This window comes from Micromonospora sp. NPDC003241 (assembly GCF_053589795.1).
This window is the reverse complement of record NZ_JBSFSO010000006.1, coordinates 25,627-43,128: the sequence shown is the minus strand read 5'-3', so window position 1 is coordinate 43,128 and position 17,502 is coordinate 25,627. Positions and strand designations below refer to the sequence as shown.

At 71.7% G+C, this 17,502-nt stretch carries 12 protein-coding genes, 1 tRNA gene and 1 pseudogene; 8 read left to right on the top strand and 6 right to left on the bottom strand.

From position 1 onward, the window contains the following. Positions 1–18: 18 nt before the first annotated feature. Positions 19–720 carry a hypothetical protein gene (locus ACWDVW_RS06960; RefSeq protein WP_449945653.1) on the bottom strand — a complete coding sequence of 234 codons (702 nt, stop codon included), beginning with the start codon at positions 718–720 and terminating at the stop codon, positions 19–21. Between the two features lie 438 nt (positions 721–1,158). Here ACWDVW_RS06960 and ACWDVW_RS06955 point away from each other — a divergent pair, with 438 nt between their 5' ends. Next, positions 1,159–1,557 carry a hypothetical protein gene (locus ACWDVW_RS06955; protein ID WP_449945651.1) on the top strand — a complete coding sequence of 133 codons (399 nt, stop codon included), beginning with the start codon at positions 1,159–1,161 and terminating at the stop codon, positions 1,555–1,557. 358 nt (positions 1,558–1,915) lie between these two features. Here ACWDVW_RS06955 and ACWDVW_RS06950 read toward each other — a convergent pair. The 4 genes from ACWDVW_RS06950 to ACWDVW_RS06935 all read right to left on the bottom strand — a co-directional run bounded on the left by ACWDVW_RS06950 (position 1,916) and on the right by ACWDVW_RS06935 (position 4,599). After that, positions 1,916–1,990 (bottom strand) — tRNA-Arg (locus ACWDVW_RS06950). Positions 1,991–2,227: 237 nt separating this feature from the next. Beyond that, positions 2,228–2,920 carry a winged helix-turn-helix domain-containing protein gene (locus ACWDVW_RS06945; protein WP_449945894.1) on the bottom strand — a complete coding sequence of 231 codons (693 nt, stop codon included), beginning with the start codon at positions 2,918–2,920 and terminating at the stop codon, positions 2,228–2,230. Positions 2,921–3,137: 217 nt separating this feature from the next. Beyond that, positions 3,138–3,794, bottom strand: a complete 657-nt coding sequence (locus ACWDVW_RS06940) for a DUF305 domain-containing protein (protein WP_449945649.1) — start codon at positions 3,792–3,794, stop codon at positions 3,138–3,140. 1 nt (position 3,795) lies between these two features. Then, entirely contained in the window at positions 3,796–4,599 is an 804-nt protein-coding gene (locus ACWDVW_RS06935) for a DUF3105 domain-containing protein (RefSeq protein WP_449945648.1), read from the bottom strand. 101 nt (positions 4,600–4,700) lie between these two features. Here ACWDVW_RS06935 and argS point away from each other — a divergent pair, with 101 nt between their 5' ends. The 5 genes from argS to ACWDVW_RS06910 all read left to right on the top strand — a co-directional run bounded on the left by argS (position 4,701) and on the right by ACWDVW_RS06910 (position 11,576). Continuing rightward, a complete protein-coding gene (argS, locus tag ACWDVW_RS06930) occupies positions 4,701–6,365 on the top strand; it encodes an arginine--tRNA ligase (RefSeq protein ID WP_449945646.1) in 1,665 nt (554 codons plus the stop codon). A 3-nt stretch (positions 6,366–6,368) separates the two neighbouring features. Further along, the gene (lysA, locus tag ACWDVW_RS06925) at positions 6,369–7,781 is read left to right on the top strand and encodes a diaminopimelate decarboxylase (protein ID WP_449945645.1); all 1,413 of its coding nucleotides are present in this window, start codon (positions 6,369–6,371) and stop codon (positions 7,779–7,781) included. 8 nt (positions 7,782–7,789) lie between these two features. After that, positions 7,790–9,100 carry a homoserine dehydrogenase gene (locus tag ACWDVW_RS06920; protein WP_449945893.1) on the top strand — a complete coding sequence of 437 codons (1,311 nt, stop codon included), beginning with the start codon at positions 7,790–7,792 and terminating at the stop codon, positions 9,098–9,100. Positions 9,101–9,173: 73 nt separating this feature from the next. Beyond that, positions 9,174–10,223 (top strand): threonine synthase, encoded by a 1,050-nt coding sequence (gene thrC / locus ACWDVW_RS06915; RefSeq protein WP_449945891.1) that lies wholly within the window; start codon positions 9,174–9,176, stop codon positions 10,221–10,223. 111 nt (positions 10,224–10,334) lie between these two features. Further along, complete coding sequence (locus ACWDVW_RS06910; RefSeq protein ID WP_449945643.1) at positions 10,335–11,576, top strand: acyltransferase family protein; 1,242 nt, start codon at positions 10,335–10,337, stop codon at positions 11,574–11,576. 30 nt (positions 11,577–11,606) lie between these two features. On the opposite strand, the gene ACWDVW_RS06905 is transcribed toward ACWDVW_RS06910, so the two are convergent. Continuing rightward, on the bottom strand, positions 11,607–12,173 hold the full coding sequence (locus ACWDVW_RS06905; RefSeq protein ID WP_449945642.1) for a TetR/AcrR family transcriptional regulator: 567 nt from the start codon (positions 12,171–12,173) through the stop codon (positions 11,607–11,609). Between ACWDVW_RS06905 and ACWDVW_RS06900 the strand changes: the two are divergent. Together ACWDVW_RS06900 and ACWDVW_RS06895 are read left to right on the top strand one after the other, a co-directional pair. Continuing rightward, positions 12,124–13,764: pseudogene (locus tag ACWDVW_RS06900) on the top strand (ABC transporter ATP-binding protein); the annotation flags it as partial. The gene ACWDVW_RS06905 and the pseudogene ACWDVW_RS06900 sit on opposite strands and share 50 nt — an antisense overlap. Positions 13,765–14,152: 388 nt before the next feature. Beyond that, positions 14,153–17,437: an efflux RND transporter permease subunit gene (locus ACWDVW_RS06895; RefSeq protein WP_449945640.1), complete on the top strand. Its 3,285-nt coding sequence runs from the start codon at positions 14,153–14,155 to the stop codon at positions 17,435–17,437. Positions 17,438–17,502 lie beyond the last annotated feature (65 nt).

The window sequence follows — 17,502 nt, the reverse complement described above, 5'->3', positions numbered from 1 at the left end:
ACGTTCCGATCGTGCTGGTCAGGTGTGGCTCTCGAAAAGGCCCTTGCCGTTGACCCGGACCAGGGTCGCCAACTCGCTGAAATCAGCGTATTCGTAGACCCGGATCCGGGGTATGTCCGGATGATTGGAGTTGGCCGCTCCACGGAGGAGGAACGGCAGCACAGCCGACGTGTGTCTGAAGTAGATGGACGGTTTCCCCAGGGCGATCGCCACCCCGGCCTCGACCAGCGCGCTCGACGGATTCGACAGCGGCAGCACCAGCAGGAAGTGCCGGCTGCGCGCCAGCGCCCGCAACTCGTCCCGGAAACCGAGGTCGACGGCGGGGAAGTCGACGATCTCGGGACGGTCCCGACCCGCGTAGTAGCAACTCAGCCCGGAGCGCTGCTCGATCTCCCGGACCAGCGTCATGATCTGCTGACGGTGGACCGGGTACTCCGACTCGGGCAGCGAGGCCATCGGCGTCGAGACGAACACGTCGAACTCCGGCCCGGCACCGGCCAGGGACCGGCGGCGTACCGTGGCGATCACCGCGACCGTCGCCCCGGTGACGGCCACCCCGGCGAGGAACGACACCAGCGCGACCGCGACCGTGCCGCCCTGCCCGAGCAGCGGCACCACACCCTGCACGACCGCCACCACCACCGTGGCCGAGGCCGCGATCACCGCACCGCCGTAGGACGCCTTCTCGGTGGCCGAGATCCGCGACCACCGTACGTTCACCCGGGGCACCGGCAGCCCTTCCGCAGAGTGGCGAGGTGCTCACAGCATAGTGTCGGCGCGCACCCCCGTACTGACCGCCGATCGGGGGTCGTAGCGACCCGGAACAGCCGGTCCGACCCCGGTCGGTCCGCGCCCGGCGGCGCCGTCGTCCGTGCACACGACGAAGGCCGCCGACCGTGTTCCTGGTCAGCGGCCTTGCGTGTTGGTCGATTCTGGTGCCCCCGGCAGGATTCGAACCTGCGCCCCCGCCTCCGCAGGGGTGCGCCTTCTCCTGCCGCACCCTGCTCTTGAACTGGGCAAATGCTGCCCAATGATGGTTAGGGCGGTCAACTTCGGGACGCATTCGGCACAGACGCGCGGTTCGCGCGTCGAACCGGCCGTGGCCATGCGTCGGTAGGATGCCCGGCAAGCTCGGTTCCGTCTACAACGGAGGCTCTGGTGGGGAAAGAGCTTGCGAAGCTCGGACCCCTCTTCGGGGTCATGTTGGCCGTGACGAGCGCAGCCGGCTGTGGTGGCGGTGAGCCTGCCAACGTCGACGTGCAGCTCTGGGTGAATGTCTGTGTGGAGGGCGACGCTGGTTGTTTTTTCCTCGGGATTCCGGAAGCGGAAGTGTCGTTGGTTGACGTCGGTGGTCAGGTTTTTGCGACGGGGAAGTCGGACGCCGCCGGAAAGGTGCTGCTGCCGATAAATGACGCTGCGGGCGAGGTGAGCGTCGTCGTGGTCTCGCCATTGATTGAGGGAGGGCGCAAGGAGTCGCCGTTGGTGCTGCCGGACGAGGGTGGGGCGAACATTACGATTGCGGCCCGTCGCGGAAGCTTCTCCCCGGAAGGCGGCTGAGAGGCCGTTGCGGGAAGCCGCAGGTTTGTGACCGCGCGTTCATGTCTCACCCGGGCCGCCGCCACTGCGAAGAAACTACATTCGTTGCTAGCCTGCTGAGTTCACCCGGCGCTGAAAGAGTGCTCCCGATCCTCTATGTGCGCTCAGGATCTACGCCAAGTGCCTTGACGGCGGAGACGCGGTGCTGCGGCAGCGCATCGAACGGGCGCTAGGCCACGGCTGACCCCCGCCAAACTTGGGCACGTATATGGCGCAGACGACCGCCACGGGCCGGTGACGGCCGGACACAGCCGGACATACGAGTAAGGCCGTTGACCGGGTTTGCCCTGGTCAACGGCCTTTTCGTGCTGCTCTGCTCTGGTGCCCCCGGCAGGATTCGAACCTGCGCCCCCGCCTCCGGAGGGCGGTGCTCTATCCCCTGAGCTACGGGGGCTCAGCGACTGGTGAAGACTAGCAAACCCACCCCCCGATCGCCGAACCGGCACCCCGACACCACCCCGACCCACCCCGTCACCCCACCATCCCCTCCCTCACCCACTCCCACCCCACCCAGCCCCGTTGATCAAGAAGTTTTGGTGCTCGAAGGGGCGCTCCGGAGGCCAAAACTTCTTGATCAACGCGTGGATCGGGTGGGGAGGGTGGGTGGGTGGTAGGTAGGGGTGGGGGTGGGTTAGGCGGCTTGGGGGCGGCCGCAGCTGGGGAGGGGGTGCGGCACGATGCGGCGGGGGAGGCGGCGGGGCCATTCGTTGCGGGCCCAGGAGCCGTCCACGATCAGGTGCACGGTGCGCTGTTCGGTGCCGCTGAGGCGGAGCACGAAGTCCCGGGGGAGTGCCGGGTCCACCGACGGGGTGGTGACCATGAACCGCACCCGCCCGCGCGAGGAGACCGCCGAGATCACGTCGGCTGCCGGCATGGTGCCGACGAGCCGCACCCGGCCGAGCCAGTAGACCTCGGCGAGGTGCTCCTGGGCGGCTCGGGTGATGGCCGGGTACTCGCCGCGTACCCATCGCTCGACCGCGCCGACGCAGAGCCCGCAGGCGCGCTCGCGCGGCTCGCGCGGGCCCAACCCCCAGGCCCGCAGGTACGCCCCGACGACCCCGGCGTCCAGGGTCAGCCCGAAGTGCTTCTCGATCAGGGTGTGCAGACTCTGGCGAGTCCACAGTTCCTCGTCCAGACCGAACTCGTCGGGGTGGACGCCCCGGAGTGTGTCGATCAGTTCCAGCTCCTGCTCGCGGCTGAGCGCTCCCGACTCGCTCTGCCGCTGTCCGCGACGGACGGCTGCCACCGCCCCGTCACCGCCGATGGTGTGGCGTCGGCACCAGCTGGTGACCGAACGCCGTGCGTCTCTGAGTGCAACCCCCACGTCCTGCGCAACGAGCCCGAATCCCAACTGGTCACGATATGTGGGGAGAAAGGTTGTCAAGCTCAGTAATTGGCTCAGAAAGTACTAAAGGTGTGTATCGGACAAGAGGGAGTGTGGGTGGTCCGCGCACGGGCGAGGGGCCCGACCGGTGATTCCGGCGGGCCCCTCGGGGTGGAACGAGGTTGTCGCGGCGGTCGCGGACCGCCCTGGTCTCAGCTCAGCCGGCGGCCTGCTGGAGCTTCCGGAGCTCGTTGATCTCCTTCTGCTGCGCCAGCTTCATGGCCTCGGCCATCCGGACCACCTCGGCCCGGTCGGACGTCTTGAGCAGCCCGTCGACCATGTGGATCCCGCCGAGATGGTGCTTGATGATCAGATCCATGAAGAGGCGGTCGACCTCGGCGCCCTGGGCCTCGTGGAGCTGGGCGATCTGCTCCCGGGTGGCCATGCCGGGCATCAGCCCGTCCGCGTCCACCCGTACGCCGTCCGGCATCCACTCCATCGCCGGCCGGGTGCCGGTGGGCAGCAGGTCCCACTCCTGCAACCAACGCTGCATGTGACCGATCTGCGCCTGCTGGGTCAGCGCCATGTCGTACCCCATCTGCCGGATCGCCGGATCCTGCCCGTTGGCGTACGCGACCATGGCCATCTCCACCGCCTGCGCGTGGTGCCGGGACATGTCCCGGGCGAAGCCGGCCTCGGCCGAGTCCTCACCCGGCGTACGCCCGGCGGCCAGCGTCGCGGCCGTCCAGCCGACGGCGAGCAGCATCAGCGCCGTCAGGGCCAGCGTCAGGTAGCGCAGCGTCCGGGAGGCCGGACGGGGTGCCGCCCCGCCCGTCTGCTCGGTCACCGGTGGGTCCTGCACGGCGGTCGGCATGTCAGCCGCCCTGCGAGGGCTGCATCTCGCGCGGCTCGGTGCCGGTGCCGGTGGTGTAGTTGCCGGAGGAGCACGGCACACCCGGCTCCATCGAGGCGTTCTGCGCCAGCACGGTGGCGAAGTCCTTCAGCCGCGAGTCGCCGGCGTCGTCGACCTTGAGCTGGTAGCCCCACGCCTGGATCGAGACGGGCTTGTCGAGGCCCTCGTAGGGGCTCATGAACATGAAGTCGTTGCCGCGGACGATGTCGGCCAGCTTCTCCACGTCCGCCTCGGGCAGGTCGGGGCGGTAGGTGAGCCAGACCGCGCCGTGCTCCAGGCTGTGCAGCGCGTGCTCGTTGGCGATCGGCGCCGCGTAGACGTCACCGAGGCAGCGCTGCCAGGTGTTGTTGTGCGGGCCGCCGACCGGCGGGCTGTGCGGGTACTCGATCGGGCCGGCCCGGTGCTCCTGGTTGGAGATGCTCTCCGGGTCGCTCTCCCGGAAGTTGACGATGCCGTCGATCGCCGCGGCCTTGTCCTGCCACGACTGGCTGCCCTTGAAGGTCGCCCAGGCGCCGAAGCCGATGATCGAGACGGCGAGCACACCCACGGCGACGAAGAGAGCGATCGGCCCCCAGGGGCGGCTCTGGCTGACCTTGACCGGGGTGACCGGCTTGCGGGGACCCTTGCCACCGCCGGAGCGGGGGGTCGCCGGCTTCTTGTCGCTGGTCGGCTTGGCGCCGGCGGCCGGCCGACCTGCCGCCGGCTTCTTGCCGGTGCTGACCACGGTCGGGCGGCGCTGCGGGCCGCCCGGGGTGCTGATGCTCATCGTGCCTCGTCAGGTCGGTCGGTCAGAGGAGTTCAGCGGCCCAGCCCCCGATGCCGGGTCGCCGCCGCGGGGACCGAGTCTACCCCCGATAACATGGTTCGGTGACTCCCGCTGAACTCGCCGAAGCCGTCCTGGCCGCCGCTCACGCCGTCTTCGCCGACCGAGGGCTGGACCGCTCCGCGCTGCCGGAGCACACGACGGTCGAGCGTCCCCGCAATCCCGAGCACGGCGACTACGCTGCCACGCTGGCGCTCCAGCTCAGCAAGAAGGTGGGCGTACCGCCCCGCGAGCTGGCCACCGCGCTCGCCACGGAGCTGGGCAGTACGGCGGGGATCAAGTCGGTGGAGATCGCCGGCCCGGGCTTCCTCAACATCCGGCTCGACGCCGCCGCCGCCGGCCAACTCGCCCGGACCATCGTCGAGGCGGGCGAGGAGTACGGCCGTGGTGACCGGCTCGCCGGCCTGAAGATCAACCTTGAGTTCGTCTCGGCCAACCCGACCGGACCGGTGCACATCGGCGGGGTGCGGTGGGCGGCGGTCGGCGACGCGCTGAGCCGCCTGCTGCGGGCCACCGGCGCCGAGGTCGGTACGGAGTACTACTTCAACGACGCCGGCTCGCAGATCGACCGGTTCGCCCGCTCGCTGCTCGCCGCCGCCCGGGGCGAGGCGGCCCCGGAGGACGGCTACGGCGGGGCGTACATCGCCGAGATCGCCGCCGAGGTCACCAGCCGGCGGCCGGAGGTGGTGTCGCTGGACGAGGCCGCCGCTCAGGAGGTGTTCCGGGTGGAGGGCGTCGCGCTGATGTTCGAGGAGATCAAGTCCTCGCTGCGCGACTTCGGGGTGGAGTTCGACACCTACTTCAACGAGAAGGACCTGCACGACCGGGGTGAGCTGGAGCACGCCCTCACCCGGCTGCGGGAGCAGGGACACGTCTTCGACGCCGACGGCGCGACCTGGCTGCGCACCACCGACTTCGGTGACGACAAGGACCGGGTGCTGCGCAAGTCCAACGGCGAGTGGACGTACTTCGCTGCGGACTGCGCCTACTACCTGGACAAGCGGGAGCGCGGCTTCGACCGGGTCGTGATCATGCTGGGCGCGGACCACCACGGCTACATCGGCCGGATGAAGGCGATGGCCGCCTGCTTCGGCGACGAGCCGGAGCAGACCCTGGAGATCCTCATCGGCCAGCTGGTCAACCTGGTCCGCGACGGCGCGCCGGTGCGGATGAGCAAGCGCGCCGGCACCGTGGTCACCCTGGAGGACCTGGTCGACGCGATCGGGGTGGACGCCTCCCGGTACGCGCTGGCCCGCTACTCCAGCGACTCGCCGATCGACATCGACATCGAGCTGTGGACCCGGGCCACCCGCGACAATCCGGTCTACTACGTGCAGTACGTGGCGGCCCGGACGGCCAACGTCGCGCGCAACGCCGCCGAGGTCGGGCTGCCCCGGGGCGACGCCGACTCGTTCCGGCCCGAGCTGCTCGACCACGACAAGGAGAACGAGCTGCTCAAGGCGCTCGCCGAGTTCCCCGCCGTGGTGGCCGCCGCCGCCGAGCTGCGCGAACCGCACCGGGTGGCCCGCTACCTGGAGGACCTGGCCGGCGCCTACCACCGGTTCTACGACAACTGCCGGATCCTGCCCCGGGGTGACGAGGAGGTCACCGACCTGCACCGGGCCCGGCTCTGGCTGAACGACGCCACCCGGGTGGTCATCGCCAACGGCCTGCGCCTGCTCGGCGTCTCGGCCCCCGAGAGGATGTGACCGGTGCGCGCTCACGAGGCCGGTGCGCTGCACGGTGACATCGGCAACCGGGGGCCGGCGTGGCTGCGTACCCCGGGCGACGTCAACGCCCTGGTGCCGCGGCTCTGGCCGCGCAACACCCGGCGCGGCGACGAGGGCGCGCTGGTCGTCGCGGGGCTGGACGTCCGTGACGTGGCCGCCCGGTTCGGCACTCCGGTCTACGTCCTCGACGAGGACGACCTGCGGTCGCGCTGCCGCGACTTCCGGGCCGCCTTCCCGGACGAGGACGTCTACTACGCGGGCAAGGCGTTCCTCTGCCGCGCGGTGGTCCGGATGATCGCCGAGGAGGGGCTGTTCCTCGACGTGTGCAGCGGTGGAGAGCTGGCCGTCGCACTGGCCGCCGGAATGGAGCCCGCGCGGATCGGCTTCCACGGCAACAACAAGTCCGTGGCCGAGCTGACCCGAGCGTTGGACGCCGGGGTGGGCCGGATCATCGTCGACTCGTCCGCCGAGATCGACCGGCTCACCGCGCTGGCCCGCGAGCGGGGGGTCCGGCCCCGGGTGATGATCCGGGTCACCGTCGGCGTGGAGGCGCACACCCACGAGTTCATCGCCACCGCGCACGAGGACCAGAAGTTCGGCTTCTCGCTGGCCGGGGGCGCGGCGAGCGCGGCGGCGCTGCGGATCCTCGACGAGGACGTGCTGGAGCTGCGCGGCCTGCACTCGCACATCGGCTCGCAGATCTTCGACACCAGCGGCTTCGAGGTGTCCGCCCGCCGGGTGCTCTCGCTCCAGGCGCAGATCCGCGACGCCCGTGGGGTGGAGCTGCCGGAGCTGGACCTCGGCGGCGGCTTCGGCATCGCGTACACCACCCAGGACGACCCCTCGACCCCGCACGAGCTGGCCAAGCGGTTGCGCCGGATCGTGGACGCGGAGTGCGCGGCGGAGCGCCTGACGGTGCCGCGCATCTCGATCGAGCCGGGTCGGGCGATCGTCGGCCCGGCCGTGTTCACCCTCTATGAGGTGGGCACCGTGAAGTCCGTGCTGGTCGGCGCCGGTGGTGACGCGGCCGACGGGCACCGGGCCTACGTCAGCGTCGACGGGGGGATGAGCGACAACATCCGGACCGCGCTCTACGACGCCGCGTACTCGGCGACGCTGGCCTCCCGGGCCACCTCCGCCGGGTCGATGCTCGCCCGCGTGGTGGGAAAGCATTGTGAGTCCGGGGACATCCTGGTGAAGGATGAATTCCTGCCCGCCGACGTGCAGCCCGGAGATCTTGTCGCGGTACCGGGCACCGGTGCCTACTGCCGCAGCATGGCCAGCAACTACAACCACGTACCGCGCCCCCCGGTGGTCGCGGTGCGGGACGGCCAGGCCCGGCTGATCGTTCGACGGGAGACCGAAGAGGACCTGCTCGCCTTGGATGTGGGATGAATCAACCTGTGCGCCTGGCCCTGCTCGGTTGCGGCACCGTCGGTGCCGAGGTGGTGCGGCTGCTGCACGTGCAGTCGGCCGACCTCGCCGCCCGGATCGGTGCCCCGCTGGAGATCGCCGGCATCGCGGTACGCCGGCTCGGGCGTGACCGTGGTGACCTGCCGGTCGATCCGGCCCTGTTCACCACGGACGCGCTCGGGCTGATCAAGCGCGACGACGTGGACGTGGTCGTCGAGGTGGTCGGCGGCATCGAGCCGGCGCGTGGGTGGCTGGTGGAGGCGCTGCGGGCCGGCAAGAGCGTGGTCACCGCCAACAAGGCGCTGCTCGCCGAGGACGGCGGCACGCTGCACGACGCGGCGGCCGAGGGCGGCGCCGACCTCTACTACGAGGCCTCGGTGGCCGGGGCGATCCCGCTGCTGCGCCCGCTGCGCGAGTCGCTGCACGGCGACCGGATCACCCGGGTCACCGGCATCGTCAACGGCACCACCAACTTCATCCTCTCCGCCATGCACGCCACCGGCGCCGGCTTCGCCGAGGCGCTGGAGGAGGCCACCGAGCTGGGGTACGCGGAGGCCGACCCGACCGCCGACGTGGAGGGCTTCGACGCGGCGGCCAAGGCGGCGATCCTCGCCTCGTTGGCGTTCCACACCCGGGTCGGTGCCGACGACGTACACCGGGAGGGCATCACCGAGGTGACCGCCGCCGACGTGGCCAGCGCGAAGGCGATGGGCTGCACGATCAAGCTGCTCTGCATCGCCGCGCGCGGTGCCGACGGGCAGGGCGGCGAGACGGTCAGCGTCCGGGTGCACCCGGCGATGATCCCGCTGAGCCACCCGCTGGCCGGGGTCGGCGACGCCTTCAACGCGGTCTTCGTCGAGGCCGACGCGGCCGGACAGTTGATGTTCTACGGCCGGGGCGCGGGCGGGTCGCCGACCGCCAGCGCGGTGCTCGGCGACGTGGTCGCGGTGGCCCGCAACCGGCTGGCCGGGGTCCGCGCGGCCAGCGAGTCCGCCTACGCCGACCTGCCGGTGCGGCCGATGGGCGAGGCGCTCACCCGCTACCACATCAGTCTCGACGTGGCCGACCGTCCGGGTGTGCTGGAGGCGGTGGCCGGGGTGTTCGCCCGCCACGACGTCTCGATCGCCACCGTGCGGCAGGGGCCGGCCGGTGGTGGCGCCGGGGGAGCGGGCGAGGCGATCCTGGTCATCGTGACCCATGTCGCACCGGACGCGGCGCTCGCGGCGACCGTCGGCGAACTGCGCGGGCTCGATATCGTCCGTTCGGTGGCGAGCGTGTTGCGGGTCGAGGGGGGCTCGTGAGCGGGCGGCCCGGATACGGACGGCTCCCGGCCGGTGGTGACCGGTGACGGGTACGAGAGGCGAGGAGAGCGGCATGTGGCGGGGTCTGATCGAGGCGTACCGGGACCGGTTGCCGGTCACCGACGCCACGCCGGTCGTCACGCTGCACGAGGGGAACACGCCGCTGCTGCCCGCGCCGGTGCTCTCCGCGCGGCTCGGCTGCGACGTCTACCTCAAGGTGGAGGGCGCCAACCCGACCGGGTCGTTCAAGGACCGGGGCATGACGATGGCCGTCTCCAAGGCGGTCGAGGCGGGTAACAAGGCGATCATCTGCGCCTCCACCGGCAACACCAGCGCCTCCGCCGCCGCGTACGCGGCCCGCGCCGGGGTGACCTGCGCGGTGCTGGTGCCGCAGGGCAAGATCGCCCTCGGCAAGCTGGCCCAGGCCCTGGTGCACGGCGCGAAGCTGCTCCAGGTCAACGGCAACTTCGACGACTGCCTGGCGCTGGCCGCCAAGCTCGCCCAAGACTACCCGGTGGCGTTGGTCAACTCGGTCAACATCGACCGGCTGCACGGCCAGAAGACGGCCGCGTTCGAGATCGTGGAGGCACTCGGCGACGCGCCGGACATCCACTGCCTGCCGGTCGGCAACGCCGGCAACATCTCCGCGTACTGGATGGGCTACGTCGAGGACCGCGACGCCGGCAACGCCACCCGCACCCCGAAGATGTACGGCTTCCAGGCCGCCGGTGCCGCACCGATCGTGACCGGGCAGGTGGTGCCCGAGCCGTCCACGATCGCCACCGCCATCCGGATCGGCAACCCGGCGAGCTGGACGAAGGCGTTGGACGCCCGGGAGGCCAGCGGCGGTCTGATCGAGGCGGTGACCGACCGGGAGATCCTGACCGCGTACCGCCTGCTGGCCCGGGAGGTCGGCGTCTTCGTGGAGCTGGGCAGCGCGGCCAGCGTGGCGGGTCTGTTGCAGCAGGCCGCCGCCGGTCGGGTGCCGGCCGGGTCCACCGTGGTCTGCACCGTCACCGGGCACGGCCTCAAGGATCCGGAGTGGGCGATCACCACGGCGCCCGCGCCGGTCACCATCGCCAACGACCCGCTCGCCGCGGCCCGTTCGCTCGACCTCGCCTGAGGCCGCAAAACCGCCCTCTTTCTCCTTTATGGGCGTTTTGGTAGCAAAAGCGGCTTCTGGCGGTACAACTGTGGGGTGGCTACCGACCCGGTGGCTGCCGACACTCGGCGGGTGCCCGGCGCGACAGGCGTCACGCCCGTTGTCGCCGCGCAGCCACGGACCTCCTACCTGGACCTGCTGCGCGCCGCGGCACTGGCCCGGGTGCTGCTGTACCACGCCACCGGGTGGCTGTGGCTGAGCCTGCTGGTCCCGGCGATGGGCGTCATGTTCGGCGTCGCCGGTGCGTTGCTGGCCGCGTCGCTGGACCGGTACGGCACCCGGGCCGTCGCCCGCCGGATGCGGCGGCTGCTGGTGCCGTTCTGGGCCTTCGGCGCGACGGTGCTGGTGCTGGTCGTCGTCGCCGGTCGCGTGACCGGTACGCCGAGCGGGTTCGGGTTCGGCGACGTCCTCTGGTGGCTGCTGCCGCTGCGGGTGCCGTCGGCGGGCGGGATGTCCTGGGGATGGGCGTTCACCGTCGGGCTCTGGTACGTCTCGACGTACCTGTGGCTGACCCTGCTCTCACCGCTGTTCCTGCCGCTGTACCGCCGCTGGCCGTGGCCGGTGCTCGCGGCGGCCACCATCCTGCCGGTGTGCACGTATCTCGCCGGGGTCACCCAGTTCTATTTCGTCGTGTCGTACCTGCCCTGCTGGCTGTTGGGTTTCGCATACCAGGACGGACTGCTGCGGCGGGTGCCGGCGCGCCTCTATCGCGGCCTGGTCCTGGTGCTGGCCACCGTCGGCGGCACCTGGGTGCTGCTCGCCGCCACCACGGGTACGCCGAGCGAGCTCAACCACATCCCGGCCGGCTCCACCATCTGGTCGGTGGCCTGGGTCGCGGCGCTGCTGCGGCTGGCTCCCCGCTCGTCCGGCGGACCCCGCTCGTCGGAGGCGGCCCGGCCGGCGCGGGGTGGCGGGCTGCTGCGCCTGGTCAACGCCCGGGCGCTCACCGTCTATCTGTGGCACATCCCGGCCAGCGCGGCGATCACGGCTCTGCTCATGCCGTGGCTCTCCTTCGACTCCGTCGCCCATGTGGGGCTGCGCCTGGTCGGGATGGTCCTGCTGACCGTCGTCGCGGCGCTGGCCGTCGGGTGGATCGAGGATCTCGCCGCCCGGAGGCGGCCACGGCTGCTGAGGGTGGGCGCCCCGGCGGTGCCACGGTCGACACGCCGTGGTGGTGTGGGCGTGCCGCGTCGGCGGGCCGCCACCGACGGGCTGGTCGAGCCCGTGCCGATCGCCGGGCCGGGGTCGTCGGTCGGGCCGGGGTCGCAGGTCGGGCCCGTGCCGTCGGCTGCGCCGGGGGAGTCGGGCGGGTGACGGCGGTCGGATCCGAAGTGGCGCCGCCGGTCAGGCCCGGGGCGCGACCGCGCCGGCGATGGTGCGGATGACCAGGCCGAGGGCCTCGTGCCGGGAGACCTCGTGTGCGGCCAGGTAGCTCCAGCCGGCGTACAACTGGGACCAGAGCACGGACTGCACCCACGGCGCGGGCAGCGCCGGGTCGATGCTGCCGTCGGTGTGGCCCCGCGCGATCATGGCGTAGAAGTCGTCGTCGCAGACCTCGGTGCCCCAGACCGGGTCCTCGATGATCGCCGGCTCCGCGAAGACGAGCGAGAGCAGGTCGCCCAGGTCGAAGTACTCCGCGCAGAGGCGGAGCAGCGCCTCGGCGCCGGTGCCGTCGGCCAGGCGGGCGCGTCCGGTGGCCTCGTTCAGCCGGGTCGCACCTTCGGCCGCCACGGCGGCCAGCAGGTCGGAGCGTTCGGCGAAGTAGCGGTGCAGGGTGGTCCGACCGACCTGAGCGGCGGTGGCGATCTCGCCGAGGCTGGCGGCCTGGTGGTGACTGAGCACCTCGATCGCGGCTTGCAGGATGGCCTGCCGGGTCCGCGCCCGGCTGCCGCTCTCGTCGGTGGTCGTCACGCCGGACAGGTTACCAACGTACGGATTCGGAATATTGCTTGCCCGTAGTGGAACAGTGGTGTTCCATTTCGGGGTGACTGTGACCGGCGTACCCATCGCGACCGAACCGGAGTCGACCGCCCCGCGAGCCCGCACCAGGCTGCTGCTGACCTATCTCCGACCGCACTGGCCGGCCATGCTGGTCGGGTTGCTGCTCGGCCTGGTCGCCAACGCGGCCGGGCTGGCCACCCCGCTGGTGACCAAGTGGGTGCTGGACACCCTCGGTGCCGGTGAGTCGCTGGCCCGACCGGTCGCCGTGCTGCTGGTGCTCGTGGTGGTCGGTGCCGCCATCTCGCTGTGGCAGTGGATCCTGATGGGCCGCATCGCCGAGCGGGTGGTGCTCGACGCCCGCACCGGCGTGATCCGTCGCTACTTCGCCGCCCGGATCGACCAGCTCACCCACCGCTCCGGCGGTGAACTGGTCACCCGGGCCACCTCCGACCCCGCGTTGCTGCACCAGGCGTCCGGCAGCCTGGTCGGCCTGACCAACGGTGCGTTGGCGCTGGTCGGGACGCTGGTGCTGATGGGCGCGCTCGACCTGGTGCTGCTCGGCGCCACCATGGTCGCGGTGGTCGTGGTGGCGGTGCTGATGGGACTGCTGCTGCCCTCCATCGGCCGTGCCCAGGAGGCGGCCCAGGAATCGGTCGGGCGGTTCGGCGGGTCCCTGGAAGGCTCACTGCGCGCCATCCGGACGGTCAAGGCCAGCCGCGCCGAACAGCGTCAGACGTCGGCGCTCACCACGCACGCCCGCGACGCCGCCGAGCACGGACTTCGCGCCGCACGCCGTAGCGCCCTGGTGTGGACCATCTCCTGGACCGGCATCCAGCTCGCCGTCATCGTCATCCTGGGCGTCGGTGCGGCCCGGGCCGAACAGGGCCTGATCGAGGTGTCCACCCTGATCGCGTTCCTGCTCTACGCCTTCGGGCTGATGGGGCCGATCGGTGAGCTGACCCAGAACCTCACCGCCATGCAGGCCGGGATCGCGGCGGCCGGTCGGCTCCGCGAGATCGAGGCGGTGGAGGTCGAACCCGGCTCGTCGCCGACCACCACCACGGCCGCGCCGGAGCCCGTACCGCCGGTCGGCACCGCCGGACACCGCGACCCCGCCGGGCCGGTGCTGACGCTGCGGGGCGTCACCGCCCGGTACGCGCCCTCGGCGCCACCCGCCGTACGGGACATCGACCTGGAGATTCCCCGCGTCGGCCACACCGCGCTGGTCGGGCCCTCGGGGGCCGGCAAGACCACCCTGTTCTCCCTACTGCTGCGCTTCGTCGAACCGGAGCACGGGGAACTGCTGCTCGACGGCGGCCGGTACGCCGACCACACCCCGGCGCAGATCCGTGGCCGACTGGCCTACGTGGAGCAGGAGGCGCCGGTGGTGCCCGGCACCATCGGGGACAACCTGCGCTTCACCCATCCGGACGCGAGCGACGACGAACTCTGGACCGCACTGCGGGCGGTGAACCTGCACGAGAAGGTGAGCGGGCTGGCGCTCGGGTTGGACACGCCGTTGGCGGCGACCACCGTCTCCGGCGGCGAACGGCAGCGCATCGCGCTGGCGCGGGCGGTGCTGCGTACGCCGGACGTGCTGTTGCTCGACGAGGCCACCTCGCAGGTCGACGGCCTGACCGAGGCGGTGGTGAGCCGCTGCGTCCGGCAGCGGGCCCAGGAAGGGGCGGTGGTGACGATCGCGCACCGACTCTCCACCGTGCTCGACGCCGACCAGATCGTGGTGATGGAGCGGGGACGGATCCGCGCCGTCGGGGGACCACGCCACCCTGCTGCGCACCGACGAGCTGTACCGGGACCTGGTGGCGTCGCTGCGGATCGGCACCGCCGAGCCGGTGCCCGCCGGGCCCGCCCCGGACACCGACGGGCGGACCGGGTCGGGCACACTGCTCGTGCCCTTCGAACGCCTTCCCCAGGAGTGAGCCACGCCGATGTCGCTGCTCGCCAGATTCAGCCTCGCCAACCGAGGGCTGGTCGCCCTCATCGCGGTGGTGACCACGGCGTTCGGTGCGTACGCCGTGCCGTCGCTGAAGCAGCAACTCCTGCCCTCGTTGGAGTTCCCCGCCGCGTTCATCGTGGCGTCCTACCCCGGTGCCGGACCCGAGGTCGTCGAGTCCCAGGTGACCGTGCCGATCGAGAACAGCCTGCAAGGCATTCCCGCGCTGGACAGCGTCACCTCCACCTCCCGCGAGGGACTGAGCACCATCCAGGTGCAGTACGAGTTCGGCACCGACCTGGACGACGTGGTCAACCGGATGCAGACCGCGCTCAACCGCACCCGGCTGCCCGACGAGGTCGAGCCGCAGGTGATCGCCGGCAGCACGGACGACCTGCCGGCCGTGGTGCTCGCCGCCAGCGGCGGTGACGACGAGCGTGCCCTCGCGGCCACACTGCGGGACACGGTGGTGCCCGAGCTGGCGGCCATCGAGGGCGTACGCGGCGTCGAGCTGACCGGCGTCCGCGACGACCTGGTGGTCATCACCCCGGACCCGGCCAAGCTGACCCGGGCCAACGTGCCGCCGACCGCGATCGGCACCGCGTTGCAGGCCAACGGGGTGTCGGTGCCCGCCGGAGCGGTCCTGGACGGCAACCGGGCGCTGCCGGTGCAGGTGGGCTCGCCACTGACCACGCTGGACGACCTGCGGGCCGTCATCGTCGCGCCGGCGAGGGGCAAGACCGGTCCGGTCCGCCTGGGCGACGTCGCCACCGTCTCCGAGCAGCTCGCCCCGGCCACCGCGATCACGCGTACCAACGGTCGGGAGAGCCTGGGTATCGCGGTCACCGCCGACCCGGACGGCAACGCCGTGCAGATCTCGCACGCGGTCGCCGACCGGCTCGACGGCCTGCGGGCCGCCACCGGCGCCGAGCTGACCGTCGTGCTCGACCAGGCCCCGTTCGTGGAAAAGTCGATCAAGACGCTGAGCACCGAGGGTCTGCTGGGCCTGATCATGGCCGTGGTGGTCATCCTGGTGTTCCTGCTGTCGATCCGCTCCACCGTGGTCACCGCGGTCTCCATCCCGCTGTCCGTGGTGGTCGCGCTGCTCGCCCTCTGGATCGGCGACTACTCGCTCAACCTGCTCACCCTCGGCGCGTTGACGGTCGCTGTCGGGCGGGTGGTGGACGACTCGATCGTGGTGCTGGAGAACATCAAACGGCACCTCACGTACGGCGGACCGAAGCGGGAGGCGATCCTCACCGCCGTCCGCGAGGTGGCCGGAGCGGTCACCGCCTCCACGCTCACCACGGTCGCCGTCTTCGCGCCGATCGCCCTGGTCGGCGGCTTCGTCGGCCAGCTCTTCGCACCGTTCGCGATCACGGTCACGGTGGCGCTGCTGGCCTCGCTGCTGGTCTCGCTGACGGTGGTGCCGGTGCTCGCGTACTGGTTCCTCAAGCCGGTCACCGGCGCCGACGGGGCAGCCGTGCGCCGCGCCGCCGAGGAGCGGGAACTGCGCAGCCCGTTGCAGCGGGCATACCTGCCGGTGATCCGGTTCGCCACCGGGCGGCGGGCGTTCCGCCTGGCCACCCTGGGGGCCGGGCTGGTGGTGCTGCTCGGCACGTTCGGCCTGGCCCGGCAGTTGGAGACCAACTTCCTGGACGACTCCGGCCAGGACACCCTGAACATCCGGCAGGAGCTGCCGGTGGGCACCGGGCTGGTCGGCACCGACGCGGCGGCCCGGAGGGTCGAGGCGGTGCTGGCGGAGACGCCGGGGGTGCGGTCGTACCAGGTCACCGCCGGTGGCGGCGACTCGCCGTGGGGCGGTGGCGCGGGCAACAACGTGGCCAGCTACGCGCTGCTACTCGGCGAGGAGACCGACGCCAAGGAGATGCGCGGCATCCTGCGGGACCGCATCGGGGCGCTCGGCGCCGAGGCGGGCGAGATCACCTTCCCGGCGGGCCAGGGCGGGGCGTCCGCCAACGAGCTGGCCGTGGTGGTGCGCGCCGCCGACCCCGAGGCGCTGACCCGGGCCGCCGAGCAGGCCGAGGCGGTGTTGGCCCGCCTCGGGGGCGTCGAGGACGTCTCGTCCACCCTGACCGAGCAGGTGCCACGGGTGGAGGTGACCGTCGACCGGACGGCCGCCAGCCGGGCCGGGCTCACCGAGGCCGCGGTCGGCCAACTCGTCGCGCAGGCGTTCCGGGGTACGCCGCTGGGCCAGGTGAGCCTGGACGACGGTGCGCGCGACGTGGTGCTGCGGCTGTCCGCGCAGCCGCCGACGACCGTGACCGAGCTGCGCGAGATGCGGGTCGGCGCGGTGAAGCTGGACGACATCGCCGAGGTCACCGAGACCACCGGACCACAGCAGGTGCGGCGGATCGACGGTGAGCGCAGCGTCTCGGTGACCGGCACGGTCACCGGCTCCGACCTGGGCGCGATCAGCAGCGAGCTGCAACGCGAGCTGGACGCGATCGACGTACCCGGAGCGACCCTGACCATCGGCGGGGTCAGCGCCGAGCAGCGGGACACCTTCGCCGATCTCGGTCTGGCCGTGCTGGCCGCGATCGCGATCGTGTTCCTGATCATGATGGCGACCTTCCGCAGCGTCGTACAGGCGCTGATCCTGCTGGTCTCGATTCCGTTCGCGGCCACCGGCGCGGTCGCCCTGCTGCTGGCCACCGGCACCGCGTTGAGCGTGCCGGCGCTGATCGGCGTGCTCATGCTCGTCGGCATCGTGGTGACCAACGCGATCGTGCTGCTGGACCTGGTCAACCAGTACCGGGCCCAGGGGATGGGCGTCCGGGAGGCGGTGGTCGAGGGTGGACGCCACCGGCTCCGCCCGATCCTGATGACCGCCATCGCGACCATCTTCGCGTTGACGCCGATGGCCTTCGGGCTCACCGGCGAGGGCGGGTTCATCTCCCGACCGCTGGCGATCGTGGTGATCGGCGGCCTGCTCAGCTCCACCCTGCTCACGCTGATCCTGGTACCCACGCTGTACGCCATGGTGGAGGACACCAAGGCGTCGGTGCGGGGCCGGCGTCGGGGCCCGTCCGGCTCGACGCCCGAGGACGAGTCGCGTGAGGTCGAGCCCGCCGAGGCGACCGGCGACGAGCCGGCCGGCGGGGAGGCGGATCCGGCCGCGCCGGCCGCCGAGGAGCGCAGACCGGAGAGCCGGCCGGTGCCGGCGGCGCCCTCCGGCGCGCTGATCGAGAGCACCGACCAGTTCGAGGTGCTCCGGCTGCCGAAGACCCGCAACTCGCCGTTCCCGCCCACCGAGTGAAAGGAGGGGTCCCCTACTAACGCCTCGTGCATAGCAGGGGACCCCTCCTTACATCCGGGTGTCCG

Bases quoted from the DNA above. Each gene is read 5' to 3' on its own strand.
- ACWDVW_RS06940 (WP_449945649.1), bottom strand. From the start codon at position 3,794: ATGCCGACCGCCGTGCAGGACCCACCGGTGACCGAGCAGACGGGCGGG.
- ACWDVW_RS06935 (WP_449945648.1), bottom strand. From the start codon at position 4,599: ATGAGCATCAGCACCCCGGGCGGCCCGCAGCGCCGCCCGACCGTGGTC.
- ACWDVW_RS06895 (WP_449945640.1), top strand. From the start codon at position 14,153: ATGTCGCTGCTCGCCAGATTCAGCCTCGCCAACCGAGGGCTGGTCGCC.
- thrC (WP_449945891.1), top strand. From the start codon at position 9,174: ATGTGGCGGGGTCTGATCGAGGCGTACCGGGACCGGTTGCCGGTCACC.